Genomic DNA, 11,522 nt, shown 5'->3' with positions numbered 1-11,522 from the left:
CCCCGCCGACCCGCAGCCCGCCCCCCGCGCTGACGCCACCGCCGCCACCCCGGACCCCCCGCGCTCCGCGACGCCCGCGCAGACCGCCGGCCGCCGCGCCCTCGTCGAGGAGACCGACCACGCCGAGTGGGTCGACCAGCAGCGCGAACGCGAGCGCCCCCGCTCCACCTCCGGCAGCTGGGAGCCGGTCCCGGTGCCGCTGCCCACCTACGTCACCGCCCCGGTCGCCCCCCGGGCCACCAGTCACGTCGACCTCGACGCCGACGACGCCTGGAGCTCCGCCCGCTCCAGCGCCGCCCCCGACCACCCCCAGCCCGACAGCTCCCAGGACCGCCCCACCCACCCCGGCCGCCGCGCCCGCGGCCGTACCCCGCTCTTCGACCAGTACGAGGACGAGGACCGCCCCCGCGCGGCGAACGAGTGACGACCCTCCGCTGACCAGCACCGGAAGCGATTTCCGAGCACCGCGACCGAGATGCTAGAGTTTCACTCGTCGCAAGGGCCTGTGGCGCAGCTGGTAGCGCACCTCGTTCGCAACGAGGGGGTCAGGGGTTCGAGTCCCCTCAGGTCCACCGCACGTCAAAGCCCCCACCGGGATGATCTGGTGGGGGCTTTTTCGCGCCGTACAGCAGCGAAGTACAGCAACTACTTGGGATCTGCCTTGTTCCCGAGATGCTTGCCGAGCTTCCGCAATGCCTTCCGCGTCGACTCCGACGGCACGTGCGTGTAGATCTCCATGGTTACCGCGATCTTGCTGTGTCGCAGGATCTGCATCGCGATTCGGGGGTGCACGTCGAGCGCGGCGAGCAGCGATCCACACGTGTGGCGCGTGTCATGCAGCCGGATCTTGCGAACGCCGGCCTTGGCCGACCGGGCATCAAACTCGCGGTTGAAGTTCCTCGGTTCGATCGGGGTGCCGTAGCGCGTGGTGAACACGAACCCGGAGTCCGTCCACAGTTCGCCGGCGGCCTTCTTCGTTGACTCCTGAGCCTTCCGCCGGAGCTGAAGTGCCGTCACGCAGATGTCCGGCAGGGGCAGCACCGCGGTTGAAGCCTCGGTCTTCGTCTCGGCGTGTACGAGCTGCCGGGCGATGCGTTGGAGCTGCTGTTCCACCGTGACCTCCCCTGCGTCGAGATCCACGCTGTCCCAAGTGAGGCCGAGCACCTCCCCGCGTCGGAATCCCAGCACCGGGACGAGGACGTACGCGGGGTACAGCGGATCACCGGTCGCCCGAGCAGCTTCGAGGAAGGTCCGAGCCTCATCCACCGTCCACGGTTTCCGCTTCGCCGTGCGGGACGATCGCATCTTGACGAGGGCCGCGACGTTCTTCGAGATCAGCTCTTCTCGCATGGCGTTGCTGAGCGCCGAGCGCAGTACGGTCCGGGCGTCCTGAACCGTGCGGTGTGAGACGGTCTGCTTGCAGCATCGGCCGATCGCGCAGCACCGCTGCCGGCGGGCTGGATTCTTGTCCACCTTGGGGCGCGCGGCATCCTTGCTCTGAGCACAGCACTGACACTGAGTCCGAAGCTTGTTGAGCCATCCTTGTACGTCGCGCACGGACAGCTTGTCGAGCCGCTTCGAGCCGAGGCCGGGCGTGATGTACAGCCGAACGTGCATGCCGTAAGTCTCGGCCGCCTTCGGCTTCAGTTCAGGTTCCACGACCTCCTTCAACCAGTACGCGAGGTACTGCGCGACCGTCGGGGACTTGGTCGCCACCGGGCCTTTCTTCGCCTCAGCGTGCAACTTGATCCACTTGTCATGGACCTCGTCGCGGGTCTTGCCGTAGACGTACTTGCGCTTCTTCTTGCCGTCCGGGGTGGTGACCCAGACGTACGCGGCGAAGCCGTTCTTGTAGGGGTAGATGGAGCCTTCGCCGTTCCCGCGCTTGCCGCTCATGCCGACCACTCCATCTCTGCCTCACGGGCTCGGCGTTCGACGTACTCATCGACCCAGCGGGGGAGGATGCGGCGGTTGCGGCCGTCCTTTATGGAATGGATCTCGCCGGAGAGCACGAGCGTCTTCGTCTTGGAGAGGCCGTAGCCGAGCATCTCCGCGACTTCGGCGGTGGTGAACCACTTCCTTTCGATCACAGTGCTGGTCATGTCCAGTCGTCTCCTTCTTCGGCTTCGAGTTGGGTGCGGAGTTCGCGTGCGGTTTCGCGGTTGTGCTGGATCTCGCGGCGGATGGTGGCGGCCAGCCAGGATTCGCCGGGGGTGTGACCGTGGCCGGCGTAGGTCCAGTGGGCGAGGACGAGGGTGGTTGCTTCGGGGTTCTGGTCGGGATCGGGGAGGCCGAGGGCGGCGCGTTGTTGGGCGGCGCGGTAGTCGGCGCGGACCTGTCGGAGGGCGCCGAGGGTGGTGGAGTAGCGGCGGGACTTGGTGGAGAAGTGGCCGCGGAAGCCGAGCATGTGGGCCCAGTCCAGGAGCTTGCGATCCGGGTAGAGCCGGTGGAGGTCGAGGCAGGCCGCGATGAGCCGGCCGGGGTGCTCGGGGACGCCGAGCAGCACAAGGGCTTCTTTGTTGCCGACGCGGCGGTCGACAGTGCCCGTGGTTTCGGCGGCTTTGGTGGCGTACTTGGCCACGTAGGAGGCGACGGCTTGTTCGGTGATGTCTTCGCCGTTGCCGAAGGCGCCGATGGGCTGGACGTCAAGTTCGGTGCCCCAGCACAAGGTTCGTGCGGGTTGGTCGCCAGCGGGGGGTACTTCGACCTGGACGCGGGCCGCGGCGGCGCGGATGGCGTCGGTGAGGAGGTCGAGGGTGGCCCAGGCCGGGGGCGGGCTGTCGGGACCATTGGGTCCGTCGAAGCGGATGACCGCGTGGAAGTGGACCGCGCCGCGCTTTTGGTACTCGGCGACCTTGCCGAAGGAGACCCGGGACTGTGCGTGAGCCTCCTTTTGGGTCAGGCCGGCGCGGCGGGCGATCTCGCGGCGGAGGTAGATCGTGAAGTAGCGCCACAGGTCCGAGGCGTGGTTGTTCCACAGCACCGCGCCCGCGTAGTCGTACTTGCGAGGGTTGAGGGGGGTACCCAACTCGGGTGCGTCTTCGGGGTGGTGGGTGCCGCAACGGCAGCGCTTCCTGCCGGGGCGGTTGTGGACGGGGCCGAAGCTGGGGGCGGTGAGGGTGGCGAAGACGCGGGGGTGGTCGCGCACGGTGTCGGGGGTGCCTTTGGCGGGGTCGCCGACGAGGCCGGCGCGGATGAGGTGGTAAGTGTCGCCGGCGTAGGTCCAGGCGCAAGACGGGCAGCGGGAGGCGCGGCGGTTGCCGCAGGCGACGCGGAGCCGGCCCCCGGGTTCCCCGTCCGTGCTGTAGGAGTGCAGGACCTGCCCGCTCTTGGCGTCACGGGTGACGGTGGTGCCGGTCAGGTGGATGGGGTCGGAGCAGCCGCCGGTGCGGCGGATCTGGTCGGTGAGGCGGTCGAAGCCGGGGGACCCGACCACCTTCAGCAGATCGCCCAGGGTGGACGGGTCCAGGCCCGCCGCGGTGGCGGGATCGGTCATGTGAAGCACCGCCCGGAGTCACACAGGCCGGTCTCGTCCCATTCGTCGAACGGGAGGGTGTCCCAGCCGTCAGGAATGGCGCGGTCGAGGGGTTTGCCGAAGCGCGTGAGGTAGACCGGGTCTTTGCCCAGCTTGGCGCGTCGCTCGTTCAGGAGCGTTTCGAGCTGGCAGGACTTTGCGAACAGCTCGGGTGCGGTACGGCGCATCTCACGCCAAGCTTCGGGACGGTGGAAGGGGCAGAAAAAGCAGGCCGACTTCGGCGGTACCGGAAGTCCGGCAGAACGGATGAGGCGGTGGCAGTCCGTGCGGCGCAGGCCAAGGTCAAGCAGCGGATAGGTGATCTGCTCATAGGGCTCGCTGCGGCGGTTGTTGGCGCGCTGGATTTCGTCCAGGCTGATCCCGACTCCGACCACGGCCGGCGAGTCTTCGCTGGCACCAAGTTGCTTCAGCCGTTTGCCGATGACCTTGATTTTGAAATCGGCAGTGCAGCTACGAGTGCCAGGTGCCCCGTTGGACATGCGCACCGGGATGGGCAGGGAACGGGAGCCTTCCTTAGTGAGGCGGCCCCAGAGAGTTTCGGTGCTCCCGTCACGTCGGATCCGCTGCAGTTCTTCGATACGGATGCCGTGAGCTGTTGCGTAGGGGGCAGCGTGCTGGCGGAAGTAGTCGATGGTGCGGGGGTCCTCGGAGTCTTCGCCCACATTGGCGAACAGGAACACGTCGAAGTCGATGCGCCCCTGAGCAGCGAGGACAAGGCAGGCGACGGACTGGACACCGCCACCGAAGCTGAAGGCGCGGAGCGTGGCCGTAGTGGACTGACTCACTTGGCCTCCTCCTTCGTCTGTGTGTGGTCATCGAGCCACTTCTCGGCGCAGACTTTGTGGACGGGCTTGCCGCGGTCGGAGCGCAGCGGGGTGGGCTTGTGGCACAGGACGCAGGGCTTGTCGCCGGTGTGGTCGTAGTGCTCCGGGGAGCGCCAGTTCAGGAGAGCCACGGCCATCACCGCCCCACCGAGGTGGCGAGCCGGCGGGGAACGAGGCCGGTGCCGTTGCAGGTGCGGCAGGTGACCTTGACCGTGTGGCGGGCGCCAGTGTGGGTGCGGAGGCCGGTGGTGATGGCGACGCGGGGGAAGCCGTCGCAGTCGGGGCAGTGGCGCGTGGGTCGGGTGTTTTCGGGCATGATGAGCAGTCCCTTTCGGGTCGTTGGGTCTGGAAGGGGTGCAGGCGCCCGGGGCGGTGAGTGTTTGGCGACAGGAGCCGCCCCGGGGGCCGTTCAGCGGCGGTTGCGGCGCTTGGAGTAGGCGGGCGGGATGGCGTCGTAGGCGTCGGCGCCCTGCCAGAACGCGGCCCGCTCGTCGTCCGTGTGGGAGCCGTTGCCGATCTCACGGACGAGGCGGTTGGCGGTCTTGCGGTCGCCGTGGCGCTTGGCGATGGCGTAGTCCCGGCCCTTCTCGGTCATGCCGGGGTCAGCGGAGGTGCTGTCGGTGCTCTGCTTGCGGTTGAACAGGCCCATGACGGGGCTCCTTTCAGCGGTTGGTGTGCTGGTTGGTGAGGATCGAGCGGACGACGAGCGCGCAGACGGCGACGGAGGCCGCGGTGATGGCGACTGCCAGGAGCATGGAGACCAGCACCGCACCGACGATCAGCACGGCTGCGGTGCCGCCGGCGGCGATGGCGACTACTCCGCCGGGCGTGAGATGAACCGTGGACCGCTTTGCAGCCACCGGAACCGGCACCGGGGCCGGGGCCGTCGCGTGAGTGGGCTCGACCTGGGCCGAGGTGTCCACCGCGGGGACGAGCGGCACAGTGGGCGGGATCGTCGGTGCAGTGTCCGGGGGCGGGTACTTCGGGGTGAACATCGGTCCTCCTGTCAGGGGTTGCACTTGTGGGTGCGGGCGGCGAGTTCGGCGCCGGCGCGGTCGCGGTAGTCGGCGGAGAAGCCGCAGCCGGGGGCGGTGCACGCGGCGGTGTGCTTGGTGCGTCCGTGGCCGTCGTGGTGGCTGCCGACCTGGACGGGGCCGATGCGGATCACGTCGTAGAAGCGGTTCGGGCGCGGCATGGCGATCAGTTGCCCTGTCCGGTGAAGTCGTTGGCGTGGTCGGCGAGCCACTGCTTGATCTCGGGCCGTTCGCTGTCGGTGGCCTGGTTGATCGCGGCTTCTCCGACGCTCAGGGCGTCAACGAGGCGGTCTTTCCTGGTGAGTTCGGCCGCGTGCTCAAGGGCATTGCGGATGGCGTCACGCATGGGCGTGTTCCTTTCAGGCGGGTTGGAGTTGGGCGGTGATGGCGTCGGCGAGTGCCGGGGGGACGCCGAGGCGGGCACGCAGGGTGTCGGGATCGATCGGGGCGCCGGTGGTGGTGCGGTAGGTGTCGGCGATCTTCCGGGTGTGGTCGAGAAGCGCCGGAGGCACGGACGGCGGCTTCGGCTCCTCGACGGCCGGAGGCACCTCGGGGGCTGGCGCGGGGGCGGGCAGTTCGACGGGCTGCGGCTCCGGGGCGCGTTCCACCGTGACCGGTTCGGTCGGAGCCGCGGCCGTCTCGTCCGTGGCGGTGGTTTCCGCAGGCTGGACGGTGGGGGTGTGGGCCAGGAGCGTTCCGCCGAGGAAGGCCAGGGCCGGCCATCCAGCGACGAGGATGCGCAGCCAAGCCGGCACATGTGCGAGGTCGAGAAGCCCGGCGGTCGCGATGTTCGCGCCAAGGGATGCAGCGAGCGCGATCACGAACCAGGTCCAGGCCGCGCGGGAGGCTCTGTCGTCGGCGCGGAGGGTTCGCAGTCGGCGCCAGGCCGCGACGAACAGCAGGTCGACGCTGACCGGGTAGGCCCAGGCTTTCCAGCCCTGCTGGCCGGCGGCTTCGGCGATGTCGTGCAGGTGGGCGAAGGACAGGGCACCGGCGATCACGGCCTGGATCAGGACGGCATCCGGGCGGATCGAGCGGACCATGGTCTTCACCTCCTTCAGGGAGTTGGGCCAGAGCGGGCGGTCTGTGTTCGGCCGCCCGATCCCGGCAGGGGGCTAGTCGGCGGGGGCTTCGCCAGAGCCGAGGCAGTTCAGGCACAAGCCCGTCTGTTGGCCCACCGCGCGATGCTTGCGGCCGACCCGGACAGTGCGGGCGACCTCTCCGGTGCCCTTGCAGACCGGGCAGTCCTTGGCCGGGGGCTTGGTGGTCTTCGGCGTGACCACGGCAGTCACCAGTCGATATCGGCGCTGTAGTAGTCCTCCGGGTCATAGCCACCGGAGCAATCCGGGCAGATGACCACTTCGCCGGGGCAATTCGGGTTGGGGACGAGGCCGGTTCCGTTGCACGTAGCGCACGGGTTGGGCATGTTCTTCTCCTTCTGGTTTTGGCATGGCGGGGGTAGGGACCTGGCGCGAGACGGTCACGCCAACCGCGGTGCAGGAAGGGGGTGTTACTTGGTGACGGGTCGCGGCTTGACCAGCGACGGGCCAGCGGCCGGCGCCGGCGCGGCCGGTACGGCCGGGCGGAACGGCGCCAGGGCCGGAAGGTCCGGAACCAGATGGGCGAACTCGCGGCAGACGCCGGCGACTTCGTCCGCAGTGACCTGCGGAGTGCGGATGCGCGACCAGCCGCCGGAGGTGTCACCGGCGACCGCGACGCCGGGCCGGTCCGGGGCGATGACCGTTGCGGCGAACACCGCGTCGGGGGCGATGTCGCCGAGCCCCATCTCGGCAGTCTGCTTGTCGTTGACGCGGTGGACCACGCGGCCGGTGAGTTGAGCCCGGAGCATCGTGGCGCCCCTGCCCAGTTCGGAGCCGAACCGCTGACCGCAGACTTCCAGGTAGATGCCGACCGCGCGGGCCATCTGCGCGAGCCTCACCATCTGCATGACCATCCGGTCCCGGCGCTCCTCGTCCTTCTTGACCGCGACGAGGAACAGCTCCGCCACCTCATCGACCAGGACCACCAGCGGTACCGGCCGCACGTCCTCCGGCAGGCTCCACAGGTCCGCGACCCGATGCCGAGCCAGGAGATCGAACCGGTCTTCCATCTCCTTGACCAGCACCTCAAGAACGCGGTCCGCTTCGTCGGGCGTGGTGGCCAGCGCCGACAGCCGCGGAGCGTAGGAGCCCTGCTCGACACCACGCTTGCAGTCGATGCCGATCAAGCCCACCGGCAGCTTCGCCAGCCCCTTGATCAGGTTGCGCTGATACATCGACTTCCCCGAGAAGTTCGCGCCCAGCGTCAGCTCGTGCGGCACCTGGCAGTAGTCCCGCAGGAACGGCGTACCGTCCTCCCGCAACGCCACCGGCACCACCATCGGGCCCGCCTTGATCCGCCGCGGCATCCGTACCTGCCTCAGCACGTCGTAGCCGGTCATCCGCAGCTCCACCACACCGGGCTTGGTCTCGACAACGGTCACGGAGTGGACGCCCCAGGCGTGCCGCAGCCGCTCGGAAGCCGCCGCCACATCCGCCGGCTCCAGCCCCGCGGGAATCCGCAACGAGACAATCAGCCCAGTCGAAGTGCCCTTGACCCGGCGGACCTTGGGCGGGACCGGCTGAACCTCACGCCGGGCGACGTTGCGCATCATGAACGCCCGCAGGCGGGACGGCTGCACCGTCAGCCCGCACACATCCATCGTCGCGCCGTACGTCACCGTGAACCGTCCCCAGGTGACCGGCAGACCCACCAGCGACCAGTACACGCGCGGGGCGCGGACCTTGGCGTAGCCCAGGCCGCCGACTCCCGCTAAGGCGCCCGTCGCTTCGAGCGCGGTGGTCAGGTCCGTCATGATCAGACCACCGTCACGACGGAGGCGGCGCGGAACGAAATGCCGTGCCGCTTCTGCCCGTTGAACTCGTTCTCCCAGTCCCGCGCCTTGAGCCCCACGACCGTCACCGGCATACCCGGCGTCAGCCCCTCAGGGATACCCGTCTCCGGCACGGTGACCTGGTACAGGTTGCCCTCCCCCTCATCTGAGATGAGCAGGCCGACCGTCGACAGGCCCGCACCGGTCTCACGGTCCACCGCCCGCTCCCCGGTCTGCTTGTTGACCACCTTCGGTACAGGCGCCGTCGCGACGAAAACCACAGCGGTCGAAGTGTCGATCTTGAACGAAGGCATGAGTGTGTCCCTTGTTCCCGAAGTCCCCCTTGCGGCGACCTCTCTAGACATCTTCGAGTGAAGCGCACATCTCTAGAGACGTCAACAGCTTCTCTAGAGATGTATTCAGATGTCCGAGTGGAGAGGCGCCCAAGGTGCGCCGACGTACGGGTGCCTTAGGCTGTCTAGAGATGAAGGAGGAGTGTTCGCGTATGGCCACCACGGGCGGCGACCGCCAGCCGAAGTACCAGCAGATCGCCGACGTGCTCCGCGAGTCGATCAAGTCGGGCGAGCGCGGCCCCGGTGATCGGCTGCCTGGCGAGAACGACCTCATGGCGAAGTACGGCGTTGCCCGCATGACCGCGCGGCAGGCTCTGGGGGTCCTGAAGAACGAGGGCATCGCCGAGTCCCGCAAGGGTGCCGGCGTGTTCGTGCGGGCGTTTCGACCCCTGCGGCGGCGCGGAATCCAGCGCCTGTCGCAAGAGCAGTGGGGGGCCGGTCGGTCCATCTGGTCTGCGGACATCGAGGACCGCACCCTCGTCGTGGACCAGGTCACCGTCACGGAGAAGTTGGTGCCGGAGCGGATCGCTCAGGTCCTGGACATCGCTCCGGACGAGGCCGTCTGTGTACGGGAGCGGCGGTTCGTGCTGGATGGCAAGCCAGTCCTGCTGGCTACGAGCTACCTGCCGGCAGCGCTCGTTGCAGGTTCAGCCATCACGCAGGAAGACACCGGTCCAGGCGGGACCTATGCCCGTCTCGCTGAACTCGGAGCGAAGCCAGTCCACTTCAGGGAAGAGGTGCGGTCACGTATGCCTTCCCAAGACGAAGCGAACCGGCTCAACCTCTCCATGGGGACGCCCGTCATACTCATCTGCCGCACTGCCTTTGCCGACGAGGGCCGACCGGTGGAGGTCAACGAGATGACTCTCGACTCGGCCTCGTACATCCTGGAATATGACTTCGACGCCTAGCTTCGACGGCGAACATCTCGTACGCGACCGTTGAAGAAGTCCGCCTCAGGAGAGTTCATCGCGATCGTCTTTTCGACCGCGTGCTGAGCCATACCTGCTTGTGGCGTGCGACCGCGTAAATCGAGGCCACTTGGCCGGCGGATAGCACGTGGGATCGCGCCGCCAGGGCCCGGTCGATACTGTCGGCATTAAGTACCAGCACAGTCGGGTTACGCCCCTCGATCTTGATCGTTTTCGCGCCTACGACCCCGATTACCGGTTGGACGGGTATGTCCCTACCGCACCAGTAGCGAAGCAGCTTCGCGGTCCTCGCGGCTTCGAACTCGCTGTTTCGCAAGTAGTCTGTGCTACCACCGTTGATGCGCAGCATGACGTCACCGACCCACACGCTTGCGCCTTCGTGATGCTTGGCGTTGACCGTGAATACGCCAGATGGGCCGATCGCCAGATGGTCGATATCGCTACCGCTTGGCCACTTGATCCCGTGAAGGACGTGCCAGCCAGCGGAAGCCAGTCGCTCAAGCGCGGACCCGACTGCTAACTCACCCGCGAGGCCGTTCCGGATACTTTCGGGCACGAGGGTCCCCCGTGTCAGGCGAGAAGCAAGGCGGACGAGTCTGCTGTGTTCCAACTCCTTGGCACGTGCCATCTCTTGAAGGCTGGCACCGGGACGGTTCAAGGCAAGGTCATCGTCTGGAGTCAGAGTGGGAAGTGGTGGCACGGCCGGCGCTTGAAGCGGGTTCCGCGCGGCAGGCCGCTCACCCTCGTACTGCACTTGGGATTGATTGGCGCGGCGCCACTCCGCGATCTTTGCTGAGGCCGCGTCCCGCAGTTCTTCGACCAAAACGTGCATTTCGTTCGTGATGCAGTCGTACCAGGCGACAGCCTGTCCCCTTGGCCCTGAGCGATTCACATACAGCCGATCCTTGCCGTTCTTCCGCCAGCGCTTGACCACCAGTTCTTCCATGGAGCTCCCCCCGAAGCCGATCACCGTATTGAGGTCACCACGGAACGTAAGACTGCGCAAGATGGCCGAGTTGGTCACTCAGGATCAGTGCCCCGGGGGCACTGGGCTGTTACAGGTTTCTCTACCTCATCAAGCCCCGGCTGCGCTCCGCTCCGCCGGGCGCGCTTCCCGGCTCCGCTCCGCGCGACGCTCCTGCCTGCGGCCCGCTCCGCGCGGGCTGCGCCGACGCGCGCCCACACGCGGATAGGCCCGAGGGCATGAGTCGAGACCTACATGACACCGTCAGGGCATGCCTCCGGCGGGGGCGCTCAGGCTCCGGGATGGACGGGGCACCGTTCGCGAGTGCCGGCGCGTCGTGGTGTGCCGCGGGGGAGCTGCCATCCCGTCTCCCTTCGACCCAGGCAGAGCCGAGCAGGCGTGGTCCCTGGCGTCCAGGTCGTTCGTACAGTGGCGCGCTCCACCTGGACGCCAGGGACCACGCCTGCTCCACGGTGTGTGGGTCGAAGGCAGACGGGATGGCAGCTGGGGTAGGTGGTGGGTGAAGGTGACGGATGGACCGCAGGTCGGGCGGATTGCGGTACAGCAGCGAAGTACAGCAACCGTGACGACCTCCGGTGACCGTCGTTAGCCCGTACAGGTCGGGTGATCAGGCGGGATGACCTCAGCAACCTTGCTGCATGTAGTTCGCAACGAGGGGGTCAGGGGTTCGAGTCCCCTCAGGTCCACCGCACAGCTCAGCCCCCACCGGGAAGTTCCGGTGGGGGCTTTGACGTGTTGTAGGTGGGACCTGGAGGCGGTGCCGCGGTAACGGACCTTGGGGGATGGGGGGTTCCGGGGCGTGGTGGGCGGTGGGCGGTGCAGGGCTGTGGTTCGGCGCGGGGTGGCGTGGTTATGCGCCGGTGGCGGCGACCGCGCTGATGACGGCTGCCGGGCCGTCTTCTGTTGCCAGGTGGTGGGCGGCGTGCTGGGCGCGGGTGCGGAGGGCGGGGGTGGTGGTGGCCTGGGTGAGGGCGGTGGCGAGGCGGG

The 11,522-nt window shown here is 68.0% G+C and carries 16 protein-coding genes, 1 tRNA gene and 1 pseudogene; 3 read left to right on the top strand and 15 right to left on the bottom strand.

Features of this window, described 5'->3' with window-relative positions:
* Both RZ84_RS41090 and RZ84_RS14855 read left to right on the top strand, forming a co-directional pair.
* Positions 1 to 424 (top strand): annotated as a pseudogene (locus RZ84_RS41090) (hypothetical protein); the annotation flags it as partial.
* Between the two features lie 75 nt (positions 425 to 499).
* Positions 500 to 572 (top strand) — tRNA-Ala (locus RZ84_RS14855).
* 73 nt (positions 573 to 645) lie between these two features.
* Here the strand turns inward: RZ84_RS14855 and RZ84_RS14850 are convergent.
* The 14 genes from RZ84_RS14850 to RZ84_RS14790 form a co-directional block, all read right to left on the bottom strand.
* Positions 646 to 1,905, bottom strand: a complete 1,260-nt coding sequence (locus RZ84_RS14850; RefSeq protein ID WP_198539991.1) for a site-specific integrase — start codon at positions 1,903 to 1,905, stop codon at positions 646 to 648.
* A complete protein-coding gene (locus RZ84_RS14845; RefSeq protein ID WP_043264732.1) occupies positions 1,893 to 2,102 on the bottom strand; it encodes a helix-turn-helix domain-containing protein in 210 nt (69 codons plus the stop codon). Before RZ84_RS14845 ends, RZ84_RS14850 begins: the two co-directional genes overlap by 13 nt.
* Positions 2,099 to 3,496 (bottom strand): replication initiator protein RepSA, encoded by a 1,398-nt coding sequence (repSA, locus tag RZ84_RS14840; protein ID WP_043264731.1) that lies wholly within the window; start codon positions 3,494 to 3,496, stop codon positions 2,099 to 2,101. The genes RZ84_RS14845 and repSA overlap by 4 nt, the downstream gene beginning before the upstream one ends.
* Positions 3,493 to 4,320 carry a phosphoadenosine phosphosulfate reductase gene (locus RZ84_RS14835; RefSeq protein WP_043264730.1) on the bottom strand — a complete coding sequence of 276 codons (828 nt, stop codon included), beginning with the start codon at positions 4,318 to 4,320 and terminating at the stop codon, positions 3,493 to 3,495. Before RZ84_RS14835 ends, repSA begins: the two co-directional genes overlap by 4 nt.
* Positions 4,317 to 4,490, bottom strand: a complete 174-nt coding sequence (locus tag RZ84_RS39750) for a hypothetical protein (RefSeq protein ID WP_198539990.1) — start codon at positions 4,488 to 4,490, stop codon at positions 4,317 to 4,319. The genes RZ84_RS14835 and RZ84_RS39750 overlap by 4 nt, the downstream gene beginning before the upstream one ends.
* Before the next feature lie 5 nt (positions 4,491 to 4,495).
* Positions 4,496 to 4,675, bottom strand: coding sequence for a hypothetical protein (locus RZ84_RS14825; protein ID WP_043264728.1), 180 nt, complete (start codon positions 4,673 to 4,675; stop codon positions 4,496 to 4,498).
* A gap of 93 nt (positions 4,676 to 4,768) precedes the next feature.
* A complete protein-coding gene (locus RZ84_RS14820; protein ID WP_043264727.1) occupies positions 4,769 to 5,008 on the bottom strand; it encodes a hypothetical protein in 240 nt (79 codons plus the stop codon).
* Positions 5,009 to 5,021: 13 nt separating this feature from the next.
* Entirely contained in the window at positions 5,022 to 5,354 is a 333-nt protein-coding gene (locus tag RZ84_RS14815; RefSeq protein ID WP_043264726.1) for a hypothetical protein, read from the bottom strand.
* A gap of 11 nt (positions 5,355 to 5,365) precedes the next feature.
* Positions 5,366 to 5,554: a mobile element transfer protein gene (locus RZ84_RS14810; RefSeq protein ID WP_043264725.1), complete on the bottom strand. Its 189-nt coding sequence runs from the start codon at positions 5,552 to 5,554 to the stop codon at positions 5,366 to 5,368.
* A 5-nt stretch (positions 5,555 to 5,559) separates the two neighbouring features.
* Entirely contained in the window at positions 5,560 to 5,739 is a 180-nt protein-coding gene (locus tag RZ84_RS14805; RefSeq protein ID WP_043264724.1) for a hypothetical protein, read from the bottom strand.
* A 13-nt stretch (positions 5,740 to 5,752) separates the two neighbouring features.
* A complete protein-coding gene (locus RZ84_RS14800) occupies positions 5,753 to 6,436 on the bottom strand; it encodes a DUF2637 domain-containing protein (protein WP_043269915.1) in 684 nt (227 codons plus the stop codon).
* Positions 6,437 to 6,681: 245 nt separating this feature from the next.
* Positions 6,682 to 6,819, bottom strand: a complete 138-nt coding sequence (locus tag RZ84_RS40115) for a hypothetical protein (protein WP_157878817.1) — start codon at positions 6,817 to 6,819, stop codon at positions 6,682 to 6,684.
* Between the two features lie 84 nt (positions 6,820 to 6,903).
* Positions 6,904 to 8,247 (bottom strand): FtsK/SpoIIIE domain-containing protein, encoded by a 1,344-nt coding sequence (locus tag RZ84_RS14795; RefSeq protein ID WP_043264723.1) that lies wholly within the window; start codon positions 8,245 to 8,247, stop codon positions 6,904 to 6,906.
* A gap of 2 nt (positions 8,248 to 8,249) precedes the next feature.
* Positions 8,250 to 8,579: an SCO3933 family regulatory protein gene (locus RZ84_RS14790; protein WP_043264722.1), complete on the bottom strand. Its 330-nt coding sequence runs from the start codon at positions 8,577 to 8,579 to the stop codon at positions 8,250 to 8,252.
* 191 nt (positions 8,580 to 8,770) lie between these two features.
* Here RZ84_RS14790 and RZ84_RS14785 point away from each other — a divergent pair, with 191 nt between their 5' ends.
* Positions 8,771 to 9,529, top strand: coding sequence for a GntR family transcriptional regulator (locus RZ84_RS14785; protein ID WP_043264721.1), 759 nt, complete (start codon positions 8,771 to 8,773; stop codon positions 9,527 to 9,529).
* A 55-nt stretch (positions 9,530 to 9,584) separates the two neighbouring features.
* Here the strand turns inward: RZ84_RS14785 and RZ84_RS36580 are convergent, their stop codons facing one another.
* The gene (locus tag RZ84_RS36580; RefSeq protein ID WP_157878816.1) at positions 9,585 to 10,496 is read right to left on the bottom strand and encodes a nuclease-related domain-containing protein; all 912 of its coding nucleotides are present in this window, start codon (positions 10,494 to 10,496) and stop codon (positions 9,585 to 9,587) included.
* Between the last annotated feature and the right edge of the window lie 1,026 nt (positions 10,497 to 11,522).

The sequence above is a fragment of the Streptomyces sp. CT34 genome (assembly GCF_000805335.1).
In the GTDB taxonomy this organism is placed as follows: Bacteria; Actinomycetota; Actinomycetes; order Streptomycetales; family Streptomycetaceae; genus Streptomyces.
This window is presented reverse-complemented; position numbering and strand designations above follow the sequence as displayed.